This is a genomic window from Pseudomonas sp. W5-36, from assembly GCF_046540455.1.
Lineage (GTDB): Bacteria > Pseudomonadota > Gammaproteobacteria > Pseudomonadales > Pseudomonadaceae > Aquipseudomonas > Aquipseudomonas graminis_B.
Genome location: NZ_JAXCIQ010000021.1, coordinates 58,404 through 77,882 on the forward strand (window position 1 = coordinate 58,404; position 19,479 = coordinate 77,882).

Annotated in this window: 16 protein-coding genes; 8 read left to right on the plus strand and 8 right to left on the minus strand. The window is 62.1% G+C overall.

Annotated features, from left to right (window positions below):
- Positions 1-31: 31 nt before the first annotated feature.
- Positions 32-1,066 (plus strand): type IV pilus twitching motility protein PilT, encoded by a 1,035-nt coding sequence (locus tag SLW74_RS24165; protein ID WP_065991152.1) that lies wholly within the window; start codon positions 32-34, stop codon positions 1,064-1,066.
- 74 nt (positions 1,067-1,140) lie between these two features.
- On the opposite strand, the gene SLW74_RS24170 is transcribed toward SLW74_RS24165, so the two are convergent.
- The gene (locus tag SLW74_RS24170) at positions 1,141-1,872 is read right to left on the minus strand and encodes a C40 family peptidase (RefSeq protein ID WP_065991154.1); all 732 of its coding nucleotides are present in this window, start codon (positions 1,870-1,872) and stop codon (positions 1,141-1,143) included.
- 250 nt (positions 1,873-2,122) lie between these two features.
- On the opposite strand from SLW74_RS24170, the gene SLW74_RS24175 reads away from it, so the two are divergent.
- On the plus strand, positions 2,123-2,539 hold the full coding sequence (locus SLW74_RS24175) for an NINE protein (protein ID WP_065991157.1): 417 nt from the start codon (positions 2,123-2,125) through the stop codon (positions 2,537-2,539).
- Positions 2,540-2,741: 202 nt separating this feature from the next.
- Here SLW74_RS24175 and SLW74_RS24180 read toward each other — a convergent pair whose 3' ends face one another.
- From SLW74_RS24180 to gshB, 7 genes are all read right to left on the minus strand, one after another.
- Positions 2,742-4,013, minus strand: coding sequence for a dihydroorotase (locus tag SLW74_RS24180; protein ID WP_065991158.1), 1,272 nt, complete (start codon positions 4,011-4,013; stop codon positions 2,742-2,744).
- On the minus strand, positions 4,010-5,014 hold the full coding sequence (locus SLW74_RS24185) for an aspartate carbamoyltransferase catalytic subunit (protein ID WP_192135527.1): 1,005 nt from the start codon (positions 5,012-5,014) through the stop codon (positions 4,010-4,012). The genes SLW74_RS24180 and SLW74_RS24185 overlap by 4 nt, the downstream gene beginning before the upstream one ends.
- A gap of 12 nt (positions 5,015-5,026) precedes the next feature.
- Complete coding sequence (pyrR, locus tag SLW74_RS24190; protein WP_410930360.1) at positions 5,027-5,548, minus strand: bifunctional pyr operon transcriptional regulator/uracil phosphoribosyltransferase PyrR; 522 nt, start codon at positions 5,546-5,548, stop codon at positions 5,027-5,029.
- Between the two features lie 76 nt (positions 5,549-5,624).
- Positions 5,625-6,065: a Holliday junction resolvase RuvX gene (gene ruvX, locus SLW74_RS24195; RefSeq protein ID WP_410930361.1), complete on the minus strand. Its 441-nt coding sequence runs from the start codon at positions 6,063-6,065 to the stop codon at positions 5,625-5,627.
- Positions 6,065-6,634, minus strand: coding sequence for a YqgE/AlgH family protein (locus SLW74_RS24200; RefSeq protein WP_065991165.1), 570 nt, complete (start codon positions 6,632-6,634; stop codon positions 6,065-6,067). The genes ruvX and SLW74_RS24200 overlap by 1 nt, the downstream gene beginning before the upstream one ends.
- Before the next feature lie 231 nt (positions 6,635-6,865).
- Positions 6,866-7,768 (minus strand): energy transducer TonB, encoded by a 903-nt coding sequence (locus SLW74_RS24205; protein ID WP_296313134.1) that lies wholly within the window; start codon positions 7,766-7,768, stop codon positions 6,866-6,868.
- 277 nt (positions 7,769-8,045) lie between these two features.
- Entirely contained in the window at positions 8,046-8,999 is a 954-nt protein-coding gene (gene gshB / locus SLW74_RS24210) for a glutathione synthase (RefSeq protein ID WP_065991169.1), read from the minus strand.
- Between the two features lie 242 nt (positions 9,000-9,241).
- Here gshB and pilG point away from each other — a divergent pair, with 242 nt between their 5' ends.
- The 6 genes from pilG (at position 9,242) to SLW74_RS24240 (ending at position 19,284) form a co-directional block, all read left to right on the plus strand.
- Positions 9,242-9,652, plus strand: coding sequence for a twitching motility response regulator PilG (pilG, locus tag SLW74_RS24215; protein WP_065991170.1), 411 nt, complete (start codon positions 9,242-9,244; stop codon positions 9,650-9,652).
- A gap of 45 nt (positions 9,653-9,697) precedes the next feature.
- On the plus strand, positions 9,698-10,063 hold the full coding sequence (pilH, locus tag SLW74_RS24220) for a twitching motility response regulator PilH (protein WP_065991171.1): 366 nt from the start codon (positions 9,698-9,700) through the stop codon (positions 10,061-10,063).
- Between the two features lie 16 nt (positions 10,064-10,079).
- Positions 10,080-10,619 carry a chemotaxis protein CheW gene (locus SLW74_RS24225; protein WP_065991172.1) on the plus strand — a complete coding sequence of 180 codons (540 nt, stop codon included), beginning with the start codon at positions 10,080-10,082 and terminating at the stop codon, positions 10,617-10,619.
- Positions 10,620-10,688: 69 nt separating this feature from the next.
- Positions 10,689-12,725, plus strand: a complete 2,037-nt coding sequence (locus tag SLW74_RS24230; RefSeq protein WP_410930362.1) for a methyl-accepting chemotaxis protein — start codon at positions 10,689-10,691, stop codon at positions 12,723-12,725.
- A 90-nt stretch (positions 12,726-12,815) separates the two neighbouring features.
- Positions 12,816-18,803, plus strand: coding sequence for an Hpt domain-containing protein (locus SLW74_RS24235; RefSeq protein WP_410930363.1), 5,988 nt, complete (start codon positions 12,816-12,818; stop codon positions 18,801-18,803).
- Positions 18,796-19,284, plus strand: a complete 489-nt coding sequence (locus tag SLW74_RS24240) for a chemotaxis protein CheW (protein ID WP_410930364.1) — start codon at positions 18,796-18,798, stop codon at positions 19,282-19,284. Before SLW74_RS24235 ends, SLW74_RS24240 begins: the two co-directional genes overlap by 8 nt.
- Positions 19,285-19,479: the final 195 nt, after the last annotated feature.

A 19,479-nucleotide genomic window follows, 5' to 3' on the forward strand; every position in this document is an offset into this window, starting at 1 on the left:
GTCTGCGGCATTCTATGTGATGAGGAGCTGTATGGATATTACCGAGCTGCTGGCCTTCAGTGCCAAGCAAGGCGCGTCGGACTTGCATCTCTCTGCCGGCCTGCCACCGATGATTCGCGTCGATGGCGATGTGCGGCGGATCAACCTGCCCGCATTGGACCAGAAAGAGGTCCAGGCGCTGATCTACGACATCATGAACGACAGGCAGCGCAAGGACTTCGAGGAGGATCTGGAGACAGACTTTTCCTTCGAAGTGCCGGGCGTGGCGCGCTTCCGGGTCAACGCGTTCAACCAGAATCGCGGCGCTGGCGCGGTGTTCCGGACCATTCCGTCGAAGGTCCTGAGCATGGAAGAGCTGGGCATGGGCGAAGTGTTTCGCAAGATTACCGACGTGCCCCGCGGCCTGGTGCTGGTGACCGGTCCGACCGGCTCGGGCAAGTCGACCACCCTTGCGGCGATGGTCGATTACCTGAACAGCAACAAACATCACCACATCCTCACCATCGAAGACCCGATCGAGTTCGTTCACGAGTCCAAGAAAAGCCTGATCAACCAGCGCGAGGTCCATCGCGACACCCACGGTTTCGCCGAAGCGCTGCGTTCGGCCCTGCGTGAAGACCCTGACGTGATTCTGGTGGGCGAGCTGCGCGACCTGGAGACCATTCGCCTGGCGCTGACGGCAGCCGAAACCGGCCACCTGGTGTTCGGCACGCTGCACACCACGTCCGCCGCCAAGAGCATCGACCGTATCGTCGATGTGTTTCCGGCGCAGGAGAAGTCGATGATCCGCTCGATGCTCTCCGAGTCGCTCCACGCCATCGTGTCTCAGGCGCTGTTGAAGAAGGTCGGCGGAGGCCGTGTCGCGGCCCACGAGATCATGATCGGCACGTCGGCGATCCGTAACCTGATCCGCGAGGACAAGGTGGCGCAGATGTATTCGTCGATTCAGACCGGGGGGTCGCTGGGGATGCAGACGCTGGATATGTGCCTGAAGGACTTGATCAGCAAGGGGCTGATCACGCGGGAGAGTGCGCGGGAGAAGGCGAAGACGCCGGACAATTTTTGATCGGGAGGGCAAACGACGGTGGGGAGCGAATGACTCCGCTCCCCACCGTGTTGTTTGTCAGGCGGCGTGTGCGATCAACGCTGGGCGATGCGCACAGTGCCTTTCTGACTCGGCGGCTGCTTTGGCAGCACACGCTTGGCGACGACGTAATGGCTGTCCCAATACGGCTTCTTCAGCGTATCGATCGTCACGGATTTGCCACGGCGTGGCGCGTGAACGAACCGGTCGTTGCCGAGGTAGATCGCCACGTGATTCACCTTGCGGCTCTTGATGTTGAAAAACAGCAAGTCGCCCGGCTTCAAGTCCTTGCGGTCAACCTTCTGCCCGTGGCCTTCGGCCATGGCGTTGGAGGTGCGCGGCAAATCGACTTCGCTCACGTCGTTGAAGGCATATTTCACCAGTCCGCTGCAGTCGAACCCTTTTGTCGGGCTGGTGCCGCCCCAACGATAAGGTGTACCGATGGCGTTAACGGCCCGGTTGACCACGGTGCTGCTCTGTTTGGTACCCATCTGCGCCGTGTTGGCCAAGGCGACAGTGTTCTGCGAAATCTTGCGAGTGCTGCGGGATGGTTTCCCCTTAACAGCTTTGGCTCGCTTGCCGGAGGACTCGAGTGGAGTAGCCGTCTGTTCCAATGCAGCCATTGCAGCGCGTTGAGCGGCAATGTTGCGTGAAACGGATTCCGGCGACTCGGACCTGGCGGTGAAACCGGTGAAGCTCGGTGGAAGGGTTTGCTCACGATTGGTGGCGTGGGCGGCCAGTGGCATAAATAGACAAATAGTCAGCCATGTCTTGAAAAATGGACGCATTAGGCAGGGCTCATGTTGGTCAGCGCGCAACTTTATAACAGCTTTTGGCGAAATTCTGAGCCCCCTTGTCGAACAATTTACTGCCCTTGGAGTCAGTTTTGGCGGCAAAATCGTCATCTTGCTGTGCTGATCACCTTGCAGAACAAGGGTTTGCACGATTGAAAAGAGGTTCAAGCCATACGTCGGACGGCGTCACGAAAGTCACAAAACTTACGCATATTTTTTTCTATTGCAGAAGGCGAGGTCAACAATGAACACCTATCAAGCGGACGTTCAACGTCCTGATACCCACAGTAAGGTCATGGGCTATTTGCTCTGGATTGTGGGATTCACCGGCGCTCACCGTTTTTATTACGGCAAGCCGGTGACCGGTACGCTCTGGTTTTTCACGCTCGGTCTGTTTGGCATTGGCTGGCTGATCGACCTGTTCCTGATTCCGGCGATGGATCGGGAAGCAGACCTGCGATTCAACGCGGGGTCGACCGATTACAGCCTCGCCTGGATTTTGCTGACCTTTCTGGGCGTGTTCGGTGTGCACCGGATGTATCAGGGCAAATGGATCACCGGGATCATTTACCTGTTCACGGGAGGTTTGGCGCTGCTGGGCGTACTGTACGACTTCTGGACGCTGAATGACCAGATCTCGGTGAAGAACGCTCGTAGATAGCAGGAGCGCTGCGAAATACGGCTCACTCCTGCAGGGTCATACTGGTGACGCCGGAATTGTGGGAGTGAGCTTGCTCACGAAGGGGCCGGTGCATTCAGCCACTTTCTCTGGGGCTGAAAGTAAGCCATCGCGAGCAAGCTTGCTCTCACATAAACAGTGCCTGCCGCGCAACTGCGCGGACGCTGGACAATGCGGGTGAATCTCACCCGTTATAGCTGACCCGCCCATCCACAAACGTGTACTTCACCGCACTCGGCAGGCAATGGCCGAGGAACGGGCAGTTCTCGCCTTTCGACAGCCAGTTCTCGCCCGCCACCGTCGACGCGGCGGGGTCGAACAGCACCAGATCCGCAGGCGAGCCGGCGATCAGCGTTCCGGCGGGCAGGCGCAGTGCAGCGGCAGGGCCTGAGCTGAGGCGGGCCAGCAGCGTCTGCAGGTCCAGCAGACCGTCTTCAACCAGCGTCATCGCCAGTGGGAGCAACAACTCCACGCTGCTGATGCCCGGCTCGGTCGCGCCGAACGGAGCCAGTTTCGCATCACGCTCATGGGGCTGGTGATGACTGGAGATCGCCTGCACCACGCCCGACTTCACTGCTTCACGCAATGCGTCGCGGTCGGCACGTGTGCGCAGCGGCGGCTGCACGTGGTACAGGCTCGAGAAGCCGGTCAGTGCCTCATCGGTCAGGATCAACTGATACAGCGCCACGTCCGCCGTCACCGGCAGGCCTCGCGCCTGGGCCTGGGCAATCAACGCCACACCGCGCGCACTGGTCAGCTGCGTGAAATGCGCACGCACACCGCTTTGCTCGACCAGCAACAGGTCCCGCGCCAAGGCCACCGTTTCAGCCGTTTCCGGAATGCCCGGCAGGCCAAGAAACGCCGCCGTCGGGCCGTCGTGGGCCAGACCGCCTTCAGCGAGATCGTGGTCTTGGGAGTTGAAAATCACCGTCAGATCGAACGTCGCCGCGTATTCGAGGGCACGGCAGAGCGTGCGATTGCTGCGGAAATTGACCATGCCGTTGGTGAACGCGACGCAGCCCGCGTCGCGCAGGGCGATCAGCTCGGCCAGTTGCTCGCCTTCCAGGCCCTTGCTCAACGCACCAATGGGGAAGACCTTGCTGTGGCCGGCTTCGCGCGCGCGGTCCAGAATCAGTTCGGCGACCGCGGAGGTGTCGAGCACCGGTTTGGTACGCGGCGGGCAGCACAGGCTGGTGACGCCGCCGGCCGCCGCTGCGCGGGTTTCGCTGGCGATGTTGCCTTTGCGGCTGTAACCCGGCTCGCGCAACGACACGTTCAGGTCAACCAGCCCGGGGGCGGCGATCAGGCCGGCGGCGTCGATGGTTTCCGTAGGGCTGAAGCCGGCAGGAGCCGCGCCGAGGGCGAGAACTTTGCCCGCTTCAAGATGGATGTCGGTGACTTGATCCAGACCGCTGACAGGGTCGATGACGCGAGCGCCGAGGATGCTGAACTTCACTGGGCGATCTCCTGCTCGAACTGACGTTGTGCGGTTTGGCCACTCATGGCCATGGACAGAACGGCCATGCGCACCGCAATGCCGTAAGTCACCTGATTGAGAATGACCGAATGCGCGCCGTCGGCCACCGCTGATTCGATTTCCACGCCACGGTTGATCGGGCCGGGGTGCATCACGATGGCATCGGGCTTGGCGCCGGCCAGACGCGCAGTGGTCAGACCGAACAGTCGGTAGAACTCACCCTCGCTCGGCAGCAGACCGCCCGACATGCGCTCACGCTGCAGGCGCAGCATGATCACCACGTCGACGTCCTTCAGGCCTTCGGTCAGGTCGGTGTAGACCTTCACGCCGTATTGCTCGACGCCCACCGGCAGCAGGGTTTTCGGCGCGACCACGCGGATGTCCGGGCAGCCCAGCGCTTTGAGCGCGATCATGTTCGAGCGCGCGACACGGGAATGCAGGATATCGCCGACGATCGCCACCGAGAGGTTCTCGAAATTGCCCTTGTGGCGGCGGATGGTCAGCATGTCCAGCATGCCTTGGGTCGGGTGCGCATGACGGCCGTCGCCGCCATTGATGATCGCGACCTGCGGGCTGACATGCTCAGCGATGAAGTGCGCCGCGCCGGAGTCACCGTGGCGCACGACGAACATGTCGGCGGCCATGGCCTCCAGATTGCGCAGCGTATCGAACAGCGTCTCGCCCTTGCTGGTGGAGGAGGTCGACACATTCAACGTGATGACGTCCGCCGACAACCTTTGCGCCGCCAGCTCGAACGTGGTGCGGGTGCGGGTCGAGTTTTCGAAGAACACGTTGCACACGGTCTTGCCGCGCAGCAACGGGACCTTCTTCACCGCCCGGGCGCCGACTTCGAGGAAAGAGTCGGCGGTGTCGAGGATTTCGGTGAGCAGTTCGCGGGGCAAACCGTCGAGGGAGAGAAAATGTTGCAGCTGGCCCTGATGGTTCAGTTGCAGCGGGCGCTTGGCGTCGAGAGGCGTCATCGCAAAGGACTCTTAGAGGGCGGCGGAATCGGTGGAAAGGTCTTGCAGTTCAAGCGTCAGCGGCGTTGGCCCGGACAGCTTCACCCGCTCATTGGGCGCGAGTGACAGGGTCGCGCCCGTCACATTCGGCCGAATCGGCAGGTCGGTGGCGTCCAGATCCAGCAGCGACACCAGGGTCACGCTGGCCGGGCGGCCGTAATCGAACAGTTCGTTGAGCGCCGCACGAATGGTGCGCCCGCTCATCAGCACGTCATCGATCAGCACCAGGTGCTGGCCTTCGATTTCGAACGGCAGCTCCGAAGGGCGCACCTGCGGGTGCAGGCCGTTCTGGCTGAAGTCGTCCCGATAAAAGGAGACGTCCAGCGTGCCCAGCGGCGACTGAATGTTAAGGGCTTCGAGGAGCGCCTGCGCGACCCACACGCCACCGGTGCGAATGCCAATGAAACGAGGCTCTTTTATGCCGCGTTTGTTCAGGTGCGCGTCGAGATCAATGGCCATCTGGCTGATCAGTTCGGCGGGATTTGGCAGGCTCATGGTTGCTCCTTCAGGTGCCCCGGGGTGCGCTGCACGAACGTCCGGGGTAAATCGAATTCGGTTCAGCGTAGATGGATCAGGTTTCAAACAGCGCGGCGTTGGCTTCCAGCCAGCTTTGCAACAGCAGCGCTGCGGCGATGGCATCCACAGGATTATCCCGGTAGCTGCCGTGCTGGCAGCCGCGAGAGGCACGTTCGCCTTTGGCTTCGAACGTGGTCAGGCGCTCGTCGTGGGTGTAGACCGGCAAGTTGAAGCGGCCATTGAGCTTGCGCGAAAACTTCTCGGCGCGTGCGCTCATCTCGCTGGGCGTGCCGTCCATGTTCAGCGGCAGGCCGACGACGATGGCGTCCGGTTTCCACTCGCTGATCAGCGCCTGAACCTTGTCCCAGTCCGGCACGCCGTTCTGCGCTTTCAGTGTGCAGAGCTCGCGGGCCTGTCCGGTGATCACTTGCCCGACGGCCACGCCGATCTGCTTGGTGCCGTAGTCGAATCCCAGCAGCAGGCGCAGTCCGGCCATCAGGCGTGGCCCGCCTGGCTGGTCAGCAAGCTCAGGTTGACGCCCAGTTTGGCGGCGGCGGCGTTGAGCCGGTCTTCGCTTTCAACCTCGAACAGGATTGCCGGGTCGAACGCACAGTTCAGCCATGCATTGGCGGCAAACTCGGCGTCAAGCTGGCCGGCGTCCCAGCCGGCATAACCGAGAGTGATCAGATTCTGATCAGGACCGTAGCCGTCTGCGATAGAGAAGAGGATGTCTTGGGAGGTCGAGAGCGAAATACCGCCCAGGTCCACGGTCGCCTGGAACACCTGGCCGGAAGGGTGCAGGACAAAGCCGCGGTCGGTCTGCACCGGCCCGCCGAGGTGAATGGCTATGTCTTTGCACCGCGCAGGGGGCGGCAACTCGGGGCGCAGCTGTTCAAGGATGTCTGCCAGCGACAGGCTTTGCGGTCGGTTGATGATCAGGCCCATGGCGCCATTGGCGTTGTGCTCGACGATGTAGGTCAAGGTCTGAGCGAAGTTCTCATCGTGCATGTGGGGCATGGCGATCAGAAACTGATGTTTGAGGTACGACGGAGAGACGTTTTTCATGAGCCCTAGTGTGGCGTTGCGGGGCTGTTGTGACAACTAGGGGATGAGGCGTATGACGCAAAAACTGTAGGAGCGTGGCTTGTCCCGCGATCGGCGGGGAACCCGTCGCGATGTCAGTGATCGCGGGGTGTCTGACTCAATCAGCAATGGCAGGTGCTGCCGGTGCCCGGCAGATCGCGGGACAAGCCACGCTCCTACAGGGTTGCGGTGTTCAGCGGACCGCGTTTGCCTTCAATTACTCGACAGCTTGTCCCCGCGCGCGAATTTCCAGGTGCGGATGATTTCAAGCCGGTCGATGTCGGCCAGATCGCCACTGAACGGCGCAAAGGGTGCGGCCAGCCGGACGATCTTCTGCGCTGCCTGATCCAGCAGCGGCTGGCCTGATGATTCGAGAATCAGCACTTCGTACAACGAGCCGTCGCGATTGATCGACACCATCATCCGCAGGCTGCCGTAGATCTGCTTGCGGCGCGCCTCATCCGGGTAGTTCAAGTTGCCGATGCGCTCGATCTTCTTGCGCCAGTCCTCTTTGTACCAGGCGCCCTTGTCGCGCATGGTCGAGGCCGCGCTCAGGCGGTGGATCTTCGGACGCTTGGCGTAGGCCTGCTGCTCATCCGCCAGTTCGGCTTCAAGGCTGGCGATTTCGCTGTTCAGCTGCGTGCTGTCGATGGTTGGCGCGACTTTCTTCTGTTCTTCCGGCTTAACCTCATCGCGCTTGGCGACGGTCTTTTGCGTGGACTGGGCTTTCGTGGCGACAGCTGTCTTCGGCGCGTCCTGCTTGATCACCGGTTTGGCGGCAGGCGGTGGCGTGACCTTGTTGATCTGATTGTCTTGGTACGGGGCGATTTCGGTGGTCTTGGGCACCGCTTTCTTGTCGAGGGTGCCGCTGCCCTGCTGGTTTTCCTGGGCGAGGAAGTCAGCGTCCTTGGGCTTGGTGTCGCTTCTGAAGGGGGCGAGGGTAATCTCCAGCGTCTGGCTGATCTTTTCCGGTTTGACGTAGGTGAAACCGACGCCAAGGATGACGGCCAGATGCACCAGTGCGGCGATCATCAGGGTAAACCCGAGGCGATCGGCAGGGCGCACGCCAGTGCGGGTCAGGGACAGGGGGAGATCATCGTCGACCGCAGCGTTCATCCACGCTCCGGCAGCACATGTGCCAGCATTACTACTCACCTAGCGCAAAAATTCAGGCCGCGCATGATAACGCAATGTCAGGACTGGCTTGGCGTTTGATGTCACCGGGCCGATTAGTGGGAGGTGCGGTCCCTTGTAGGAGCGTGGCTTGTCCCGCGAACGGCGGGGCACCCGTCGCAAAACCGGCAAATGGGGTACACCCGATATGCCGTATTCGCCGATTTGCTGCCGGTTCCCGGCAGATCGCGGGACAAGCCACGCTCCTACAACGTCGCGGCTAGACCTTCTGCAGCTTCTTCTCGATCACATCCATCAACATGCCGCCGATGTCCGTCCCGAACGCGTTGTCGATCTCGCGGATGCAGGTCGGGCTGGTGACGTTGATTTCGGTCAGGTGCTCGCCAATCACATCCAGGCCTACAAACAGTAGGCCTTTTTCCCGCAGCGTCGGGCCGATCTCGGCGGCGATCCAGCGGTCGCGGTCACTCAGGGGACGGGCTTCGCCACGACCGCCAGCGGCCAGATTGCCTCGGGTTTCGCCGGCGGCGGGGATGCGCGCCAGGCAATAGGGCACAGGTTCGCCGTCGACCATCAGAATGCGCTTGTCGCCGTCTTTGATCGCCGGCAGATACGCCTGCGCCATGATCTGCTCATGGCCATGCTTGGTCAGGGTTTCCAGAATCACCGAGAGGTTCGGATCGCCAACGCGGTGGCGGAAGATCGACGCGCCGCCCATCCCGTCCAGCGGTTTGAGGATGACGTCGCCATGCTTGGCGGCGAACTCACGAATGATGTCCGCACGGCGGCTGACCAGCGTCGGCGGGGTGCATTGCGGGAATAGCGTGGCGAACAGCTTCTCGTTGCAGTCACGCAGGCTTTGCGGCTTGTTGACCACCAGCACGCCGGCGCGCTCGGCTTGTTCGAGCAGATAGGTGGAGTAGACGAACTCCATGTCGAACGGCGGATCCTTGCGCATCAGGATCACATCCAGGTCGTCCAGACCGCTGTCCACTTCAGCTTCCAGCTCGAACCAGTGGGCCGGGTCGGCGAAGACTTTGAGCGGTTTCATGCGGGCGCGGGCCTGGCCGGCGTCCTGATACAGGTCGTGCTGCTCCATATAGAACAATGACCAGCCGCGGGCTTGCGCTGCCAGGAGCATGGCCAGCGAGCTGTCCTTTTTATAGGAGATGCGCTCGATGGGGTCCATGACGATTCCCAGGCGAATGCTCATGGGTAATATCCTCTGATCGGTAAAGGCCACGACAGGCCGAAAATAGGCGTCAGGGTGGCGCCGCGCCGGCTTTGGGTCAAGGGGCAAGGCTTTATGGATTGACCGTGGAGAGTGTGCTAAAAAGGCTCGGCATCCGGTGTCGCGCCAGCCTTGCCTTGCCGCTTCCCGATGCCTCCGACCCAAAACCAGATGCCCGGCAGAAGGCAACCCATCTGATTCGCCGCGGCGATGGTAGAGCAGATATGGAACAGCATTCAGCCCCATTGAAAGTGATGGTCATCGACGACTCCCGAACGATTCGTCGCACCGCCGAGACCCTGCTGAAAAACGTCGGCTGTGAAGTGATCACCGCCATCGACGGCTTCGATGCATTGGCCAAGATTGCCGACAATCATCCCAGAATCATTTTCGTCGACATCATGATGCCCAGGCTCGACGGGTATCAGACGTGCGCGTTGATCAAGAACAATCGGGCGTTCAAATCCACGCCGGTGATCATGCTGTCCTCCAGGGACGGGCTGTTCGACAAGGCCAAGGGGCGCATCGTCGGTTCCGATCAGTTTTTGACCAAACCGTTCAGCAAGGAAGAACTGCTCAGTGCGATCAAGGCCCATGTGCCCGGGTTCGTTGCAGTCGAACAACAACTATCTTGATGCTGTCCCCCTCGTGCGGGACGGCTGTTTCTATGGGGAAGCACCATGGCTCGAATTCTGATCGTCGATGACTCGCCGACCGAAATGTACAAGCTGACCGGCATGCTGGAGAAGCACGGCCATCAGGTCCTCAAGGCCGAAAACGGTGCCGACGGCGTGGCCCTGGCCCGTCAGGAAAAGCCCGATGCCGTGCTGATGGACATCGTCATGCCGGGCCTGAACGGTTTTCAGGCGACCCGTCAGCTGACCAAAGACGCTGACACCAGCATGATCCCTGTGATCATGATCACCACCAAGGATCAGGAAACCGACAAGGTCTGGGGCAAACGCCAGGGCGCGCGGGATTACCTGACCAAGCCGGTGGACGAAGAAACCCTCATGAAAACCCTGAACGCGGTGCTCGCGGGCTGACCCCCGGCTGACGCTCATGGCCCAGTCACGAACCGCCTTCCAACTGCTGCTCGATATCGACCAGCGCTGCCGCTCCCTCGCTGCCGGCCTGCCGCTGCAGGAAACCCGACAGCAGGGTTGGGGCGGCATTGGCTTTCGCATGGGCGAGCGCCATTACGTGGCGCCCATGGGCGAGGTCGACGAAATCCTCCACGAGCCGCGCTGCGCGGTGTTGCCGGGCGCCAAGGCATGGGTCTGCGGCATTGCCAACCTGCGCGGCCGCTTGTTGCCGATCATGGATCTGTGCGCATTCTTCGGCCACGAGCTCTCGCCCTTGCGCAAACAGCGTCGCGTGCTGGTAATCGATTTTCAGGGGGTGTTTGTCGGCTTGCTCATTGACGAGGTGCTGGGCATGCAGCATTTCAGCGAGCGCAGTCTGATGCCGGAACCGGGGCACGACAGCGAAGCCCGCGTCGCGCCTTATATACAGGGGCGTTTCGTGCGCGAGCAGGTCTGGCAGGTGTTCAGCCCGAGAGCGCTGGTTCAGTCGCCGGATTTCATGGACGTAGCGGTTTGATACAGAACGGCAGCGTTGCGCCACTGTGCCGACGCCCCCTAAATCGAACATCAGGCGGAGCCCTGAGCAATGAGTAATACCGGCAATTCACTGGAAGGCGCGCGCAGTCGATCACAGATCGTCGTGCTGTTCATCTGCCTCATCGTTTTCATCATGCTGCTGTTCGTCAACTTCGCGTACCTCAGCACGCAGTCCAACTACGACAAACAATACATCGGCCACGCCGGCGAGCTGCGGGTGCTGTCCCAGCGCATCGCCAAAAACGCCACGGAAGCGGCGGCGGGCAAGGCGGCGGCGTTCAAGCTGCTGGCCGACGCGCGCAACGACTTCGACACGCGCTGGCAGTATTTGAAGAAAGGCGACAAGAACACCGGCCTGCCTGCTGCGCCCGCCGCTGTGAGCGATGAGCTGAAAGCGGTGCAGACCGACTGGGAAAACCTTCGTAAAAGCACCGACGTGATTCTTGCCCGCGAGCAGACCGTGCTCTCGCTGCATCAGGTGGCGGCGACCCTTGCCGAGACCATCCCGCAATTGCAGATCGAATCTGAAAAAGTGGTCGACATCCTCCTGCAAACCCGTGCGCCAGCCAGCCAGGTGGCGCTCGCGCAACGGCAGTCGCTGCTGGCCGAGCGGATACTGGGCGCAGTCAACACGGTGTTATCGGGCGACGAAACGGCAGTTCAGGCAGCGGATGCTTTCGGTCGCGATGCCAGCCAGTTCGGGCGCGTGCTCAACGGCATGCTCGAAGGCAACGCAACGTTGAAGATCGCCCAAGTCGAAGACCGCGATGCGCGGGCGCGGCTGGCCGAGATCGCCGAGCTCTTCCAGTTCGTCTCGGGGTCGGTGGACGAAATCCTCGAAACCTCGCCGGAGCTGTTGGAAGTCCGCGAAGCGGCGGGCAGCATCTTCAATCTCTCGCAGACGCTTCTCGACGAAGCCTCAGTGCTGGCCAACAGTTTCGAGCACATGGCCGGTGGCCGCGCGGTGTACAGCTATGCCGGCTACATGCTGGGCCTGCTGGCCCTGGCGTCGATCATCCTGATTGGCCTGGTGATGGTGCGCGAAACCAATCGGCAGCTGCGCGAAACCGCCGAGAAGAACGAGCGCAACCAGAACGCGATCATGCGCTTGCTCGACGAGATCGAAGACCTGGCGGACGGTAATCTGACCGTGGCCGCTTCGGTCACCGAGGATTTCACCGGTGCGATTGCCGATTCGATCAACTACTCCATCGACCAGTTGCGCGAGTTGGTGTCGACCATCAACCTCACCGCCGAGCAGGTGTTCGGCGCCGTGAAGGACACGCAGACCACCGCCACGCAACTGGCCGCTGCGTCCGAGCATCAGGCGTTGCAGATCGCAGCGGCGTCCAACGCCATCCATGACATGGCGACTTCCATCGATCAGGTCTCGGCCAATGCGTCCGAGTCCGTCGCGGTGGCCGAGCGGTCCGTGACCATCGCCAACAAGGGCAACGAGGTGGTGCACAACACCATCACCGGCATGGACAACATTCGCGAGCAGATTCAGGACACGTCCAAGCGCATCAAGCGGTTGGGCGAGTCTTCCCAGGAGATCGGCGATATCGTCAGCCTGATTGATGACATCGCCGACCAGACCAACATTCTTGCGCTCAACGCCGCGATACAGGCCTCCATGGCCGGTGATGCCGGGCGCGGGTTTGCGGTGGTGGCCGATGAAGTCCAGCGGCTGGCCGAGCGCTCGTCGTCAGCCACCAAGCAGATCGAGACGCTGGTGCGTGCGATTCAGAACGACACCAACGAAGCGGTGATCTCCATGGAGCAGACCACCGCAGAAGTGGTGCGCGGTGCGCGGCTGGCGCAGGATGCCGGTGTCGCGCTCGAAGAGATCGAAGGCGTGTCCAAGATCCTCGCCGCGCTGGTCGAAAGCATCACCAATGCAGCGCAGCAGCAGGCGGCATTGGGTCAGCAGATATCCTCGACCATGCTGGTGATTCAGCAGACCACCACGCAGACCACCTCAGGCACGGCGGCCACCGCTCGGAGCATGGGCAATCTGGCGAAGATGGCCAGCGAGATGCGCCGCTCGGTGTCCGGCTTCACGCTGCCGACATCGCGGCAGTGATGGCCGTTGTGAAGGCGCGTTTGATAGCCCCGCTAATGCACCCGTTACTGCACATGAAGCAGCGTCAAGGCACAGGCAACCGGAGTCACCATGGCTGACCGTCACGATTACGTGGCCCTGGAGTGGGTCAAAGGCGAAATAGCCGAAACCCTCACCCACGCCCGACAGGCGCTGGACACCTTCGTCGCCCAGCCTCACGACGCAGCGGCGATGGACGAGTGCCTCGAGCTCATCCATCAGGTTCACGGCAGCCTGCAGATGATCGAGTTCTACGGCGCCGCGCTGTTCGCCGAGGAAATCGAACAGCTGGCGCTGGCACTGAAACAAGGCCATGTCGCCCAGGAAAACGAAGCGATTCAACTGCTGAATCTGGCGATGACCCAGCTGCCGGTCTATCTGGAGCGTGTGCACTCCGCTCGCCGTGATCTGCCGTTGGTGGTGCTGCCGCTGCTCAACGACTTACGCAGCGCCAGGGGCGAAAGCCTGCTGTCCGAGACCAGCCTGTTCTCGCCGCAATTGCTGTCCATTCCCGCCCTTGATGCCGACGCGTTGGCCGAGCGCGACAGCCCGGAACTGCCCACGAAACTGCGCAAGCTGCGGCAAACGCTGCAAACGGCACTGGTCGGGCTGCTTCGCGATCAGGATGTTCAGACTCAGCTCGGTTACATGGGCAAGGTGTTCTCGCGGCTTGAGGTGTTGTGCGAGGACGCGCCCCTCGAACCGCTGTGGCGCATCGCTTCCGCGCTGGTCGAAACCATGCTCAGCGGCAACTTCACCAACAGCCCGGCGCTGCGCAGTCTGTTCAAGGACGCTGACAAAGAACTCAAACGTCTGCTGGATCAGGGTATTGAAGGCATCAATCAGCCTGCGCCCGACGAACTCCTGAAAAGCCTGTTGTTTTACATCGCCAAGTCCGACAGCGAGGCGCAGAAGATGACGGACTTGAAGGATCAGTACGCCCTTGCCGATGCCCTGCCCCACAGTGCCTTGGTTGCTGAAGAACGTGCGCGTATGGCCGGGCCGGATCGCGACGCCATGCGCTCGGTGATCATTGCCCTGTGCGATGAGCTGGTGCGCACCAAGGAGCGGCTCGACGTTTTTGTGCGCGGGGACCGTCAACACGTCAGTGACCTGAGCGCGTTGCTGCCGCCGCTACGGCAGATCGCCGACACCCTGGCGGTGCTGGGATTTGGGCAGCCGCGCAAAGTCATCATCGATCAGATGACCGTGGTGCAGGGCATGGCCCAAGGACAACGCGCGCCCGACGATGCCACGTTGATGGACGTCGCCGGTGCGTTGCTGTACGTCGAATCCACCCTCGCGGGCATGGCCGGAACGGTCAACCAGAGCAGCCCCGAAGAGAGCCGTCTGCCCACCACAGACCTCAGTCAGATTCACCAACTGGTCATCAAGGAAGCGCGCATTGTCCTGCAGCAGGCCAAGGATGTGATCGACGATTACGTCGACGGCGAGCTGGACCGGGCACGTCTGCTGCCGCTGTCCGAGCAACTGGTCCAGGTGCGCGGCGCATTGGCGATGATCCCCCTGGCACGGGCATCCGGCCTGCTGGCGGCCTGTAACGATTACATCACCGAGCACCTGCTGGTCGACACCGAAAGCCCGGCGGCCTCGCAGCTCGATCACTTGGCGGACGTGATCATCGGCGTCGAGTATTACCTCGAACGCATGGCCGAGGACCCGGAAGCGCCGGGTGAGCACGTGCTGGATCTGGCCCAGGAAAGTCTGGCCCGGCTCGGTTATTCACCGGTCCCGGAAGCACTGGATGTGCCGGTGCTCGAAGAAATCATCAGCGAAGAAGAGCTGCAAGACCTGCACGAACGCCAGGCCTTGGTCAGCCCGAGCCGGACCCTCGCCGAAGTGCTGGCCAGCCCGTTGTCGGCGGTCAACCCGCCGGCGCGCGATATGCCGGCCAGCCTGTTGCCGCCGCCGAAGGGTGAGCAGGCAATCGATGACGAGCTGCGCGAAGTCTTCCTCGAAGAAACCGACGAGATGCTCGAAGCCCTGCGCGAGTACGTGCCGCGCTGGCTTGCCGATCCTGGCAATCTCTCGGCGCTGGGCGAAATTCGTCGGGCGTTTCACACGCTCAAGGGCAGCGGCCGGATGGTCCGTGCGCTGATTCTGGGCGAGCTGGCGTGGTCGGTGGAAAACCTGCTGAACCGCGTGCTGGAGCGCAGCGTCGAGCCGGACGCACGGGTGCAGCAGTTGCTCACAGACGTGCAGGCCTTACTGCCGGACGTGATTCGCGATTTCGCCGAGGATGTTCAGCGCCAGCGCGATGATGTCGACCAACTGGCGGCCCAGGCCCACGCGCTGGCCCAGGGTGAGGCGGGCGACGTCGAGCCTGCGCAGCGGCTGGCGGATGAAGAGGGTTTTGATCCGCAGTTGCTGGAGATTTTCCGACAGGAAGCCCACACCCACCTGAACACCATGGCTCGCTACCTCGACGCTGCGCAGGACCATGATGCGCCGCTGTTCAGTGATGATCTGCTGCGCGCGCTGCACACCCTCAAAGGCAGCGCTTACATGGCGGGCGTTTTGCCGATCGCCGAGCTGGCGAGCCCGCTGGATCAGTTGGTGCGCGAGTTCAAGACCAATCTGATCGCGGTCAGCCAGGGCGAAATCGACCTGCTGCGGGCGGCCGAGCCTTTGTTCCATCAAGGCCTGTCCCAGTTGAATGTCGACCCGCTGATGCCCATCGAAGGCGCCGCCGCGCTGATTCAACAAGCCCATGAGTTGCTCGAAGCGCGCCTGGCCGATGCGTTGAGCGACGACAGCAATGGCCTGCGCACGCGGCGCAATCCCCAGCTGATTGCGAGCTTTCTGGCCGAAGGCATGGACATCCTGCTGGACGCTGACAATTTGCTCAAAGACTGGCGCCAGCACCCCGGCCATCGCCAGGAACTGAATGCGCTGCTCGACGAACTGACCATGCTCGGCCACGGCGCGCACGTAGCCGACCTGCCCCAGGTCGATGAGCTCTGCGAAGCACTGCTCGACCTGTATGGCGCCGTAGAGGAGAGCAGCCTTGCGGTCAGCGAGCGGTTTTTCGACGAAGCCGAAAAGGCCCACGAAGCGCTGATCAACATGCTCGATCAGGTCGCCGCCGGACAGGAAGTCCAGCCGTGCCCCGAGCGCGTGGGCGCCTTGCGCGGTCTGCTCGCCGAAGCGCTGGACCCCGGCGCAATGGGCGTTATCAAACGTGATCGCGGTGGGGCGACAAGCATCACGAACATGGAGGAGGTCACCGAGCATCTCGCTCAACCCGCCCAGCCTGCCCGGGATGATTTCGATCAGGAAATCGTCGAGATCTTCCTCGAGGAGGCGGTGGATATTCTCGACATCGCCGGCCCTGCGCTGCAGCGCTGGCTCGACGACCCGGAAAACCCGCTGCCGCTGTCATCGTTGCAGCGTGACCTGCACACCCTCAAAGGGGGCGCGCGCATGGCCGAAATCGGCCCGGTGGGCGACCTCGGTCATGAACTGGAATCGCTCTACGAAGGCCTGCTCGACCGACGTTGCGGTTACTCGCCGCAACTGGCCGACTTGCTGGTACACAGCCACGATCACCTGTCGCTGATGCTTGAGCAGCTGCAGCACCGTTCGGCGCTGACCAGTCCCGCGCCCCTGATCGAGAAGATTCGCGAGTTTCGTCAGCGCAACTGCTACCTGCTGCCCAATGACGGCGAGACGCGCAACGTCAGCGCAATGATTCACTCGCTGGACGAGCGCGATCCGGAACTGCTGGAGATCTTCCTCGAAGAAGCCGACGACATCATCGAGAGCAGCAGTGCGGCATTGGTACGTTGGCAGGCCGACCCTCAGAACGCGCAGGAAGTCGAGAACCTGCTGCGCGATCTGCACACGCTCAAGGGCGGCGCGCGGATGGTAGAAATCGCGCCAATTGGCGATCTGGCCCATGAGCTGGAGTCGCTGTACGAGGGATTGTCGACCGGCGCGTTGAAAAACAGCGCGCTGCTCAACGGCCTGCTGCAAAGCGGCCACGACATGCTCGCCGACATGGTTGATGCCGTTCGAGGTTATGAGCCGTTGCCCAATCCGGCGCTGCTGATCGAGAGCATCGGTCACTACACCTCGTCCGGAGCCGCCCGCGAGCCCGTCGAAAAACCTCAGGAGGTGCCGGCTCCGCTGCCAGCGCCTGCTGTTGATCCGGCGGCGGCACAGGCCGAGGCCGATGGCGAGCGTACCGGACCGGAGATGATCAAGGTCCCGGCCGAGCAGCTGGAAGACCTGGCGAATCTGGCCGGGGAGACCTCGATATTCCGGGGCCGTGTCGAGCAGCAGGTCAGCGACGCGCAGATCACCCTGGTCGAAATGGAAACCACCATCGAGCGGATGCGCGATCAGCTGCGCCGACTCGACATCGAGACCCAGGGCCGTATTCTCAGCCGTGACCATCACACCGATCGGCACGGATATGAAGCATTCGACCCGCTGGAAATGGACCGTCATTCGCAGCTGCAGCAGTTGTCCCGCGCGCTGTTCGAGTCCGCGTCCGACCTGATGGACCTTAAGGAAACCCTCGACACCCGCGCCCATGAGGCCGAAACCCTGCTGCTGCAACAGGCACGGGTGAACACCGAACTGCAGGAAAGCCTGATGCGCACGCGCATGGTGCCGTTCGAACGCATGGTGCCGCGCCTGCGCCGAATTGTCCGTCAGGTATCGGGCGAGCTGAACAAGAAGGTCAAGTTCGACGTCATCAACGCCGAGGGTGAGATGGATCGCAACGTCCTTGAACGCATGGTTGCGCCCTTGGAGCACATGCTGCGCAACGCGGTCGACCATGGTCTGGAGAGCGTCGAGGAACGCCTGGCCGCCGGTAAATCCGAGTGGGGGCATATCACGCTGAGTCTTGCCCACGAAGGTGGTGACATCGTCATCGAGATGCGCGACGACGGCGCCGGTGTCGACTTCGAGGCCGTGCGGCGCAAGGCGATCAAGCGCGGCATGATCAGTCCCGACGCCGAGCTGAGCGAGCACGACATTCTGCAGTTCATCCTGCGCGCGGGCTTTTCCACCGTCGAGACCATCACCCAGATTTCCGGGCGCGGCGTCGGCATGGACGTGGTGCACGCCGAGGTCAAGGACCTTGGCGGTTCGATGGTCATTGATTCCAGGGCGGGAGAGGGCGCGCGTTTCCGCGTCCGCTTGCCGTTCTCGGTGTCGGTCAATCGGGCGCTGATGGTGCAAAGCGGCGAGGAGCAGTACGCCGTGCCGCTGAACAGTATCGAGGGCATCGTGCGCGTGATGCCGAGCGAGCTGGAGACCTGTTATCACTCGGTGCCGCCGCGCTACGAGTACAGCGGACGGAGTTACGAATTGCGTTATCTGGGCGAACTGCTCAATAACGGTCATCCGCCGAAACTGAGTGGCCAGACACAGACACAGACCCAGCCGCTGCCGGTGCTTTTGGTCCACGTACACGATCAGTGGGTCGCGGTGCAGGTGGATGCGCTGGCCGGCTCGCGGGAAATCGTGGTGAAAAACCTGGGTCCTCAGTTTTCGTCGATACCCGGCATTGCCGGCGCGACCATTCTGGGGGACGGCCGCGTGGTGCTGATCCTGGACCTGTTCGCGCACATCCGGCGCTTCCATGCCAAGCTGCTTGCGCTGCAGGTCGCCGGTCACGCGCCAGTGCGTTATGTCGAACCGGAGCAGGCGCGGCCGTTGCTGGTAATGGTGGTGGATGATTCGGTGACGGTACGCAAGGTCACCGGCCGCCTGCTGGAGCGCAACGGCATGAACGTGCTTACCGCTAAAGATGGCGTCGACGCCATGGCGCTGCTGCAGGAGCACACCCCGGACATCATGCTGCTGGACATCGAGATGCCGCGCATGGACGGCTTCGAAGTCGTCAGCAAGATTCGCGGAGACGACGCGCTGAAGCACCTGCCGATCATCATGATCACGTCGCGATCAGGGCAGAAGCACCGCGACCACGCCATGGCGCTGGGGGTTAACGAATACATGAGCAAGCCGTATCAGGAAGCCGCACTGCTGGAGAGCATTGCCCACTGGAGCCACGCCCATGTCTGACACGACGACGCAAACGGCGCGGCTCACTAGCCTGACCGGGTTGCTCATCCCTTTGAGTGACCGGCACCTGCTGCTGCCCAACGTGGCGGTCGCCGAACTGATCGACTATCAGGACAGCGTCGCCGACCCCGCCGCACCCCAGTGGTACCTGGGCCCAATCAACTGGCGCAACCGCAGTCTGCCGCTGCTCAGCTTCGAAGCCGCCTGCGGCAGCCGCGCCCGTGTCGGAGGCCGCGCCCGCATTGTCGTGCTCAACGCCCTCGGCGGCCGGCCCGACCTCAAATTCATCGCCCTGCTGACCCAAGGGATTCCGCGCTCCTGCAAACTCGATAGCCAACTCAGCTATGTTGACGTGCCGCTGGCAGAGCTGGAACTGGCCGCGGTGCAAGTGGGCGAGACCGTGGCGAAGATCCCGGACCTTGTGGCTCTGGAAGAGTGGCTGGTGGATGCGGGGTTGATTCAGGTGACGCCGAGCTTGTAAGAGACTCCCCGGCTCTCAAACGCCGCAGGGTGCATGCCGGACACAGCCCCTGTAGGAGTGAGCTTGCTCGCGAAGACTGCTTTTCAGCCGCTGAAAATTTGGTGGATGTACCGACCCTTTCGTCCGTATGCGGCCCAGAGCAAGCTCGCTTCCAGGACTGCATGTCACCCGCCGCAGGTTGCATGCCCAACACAG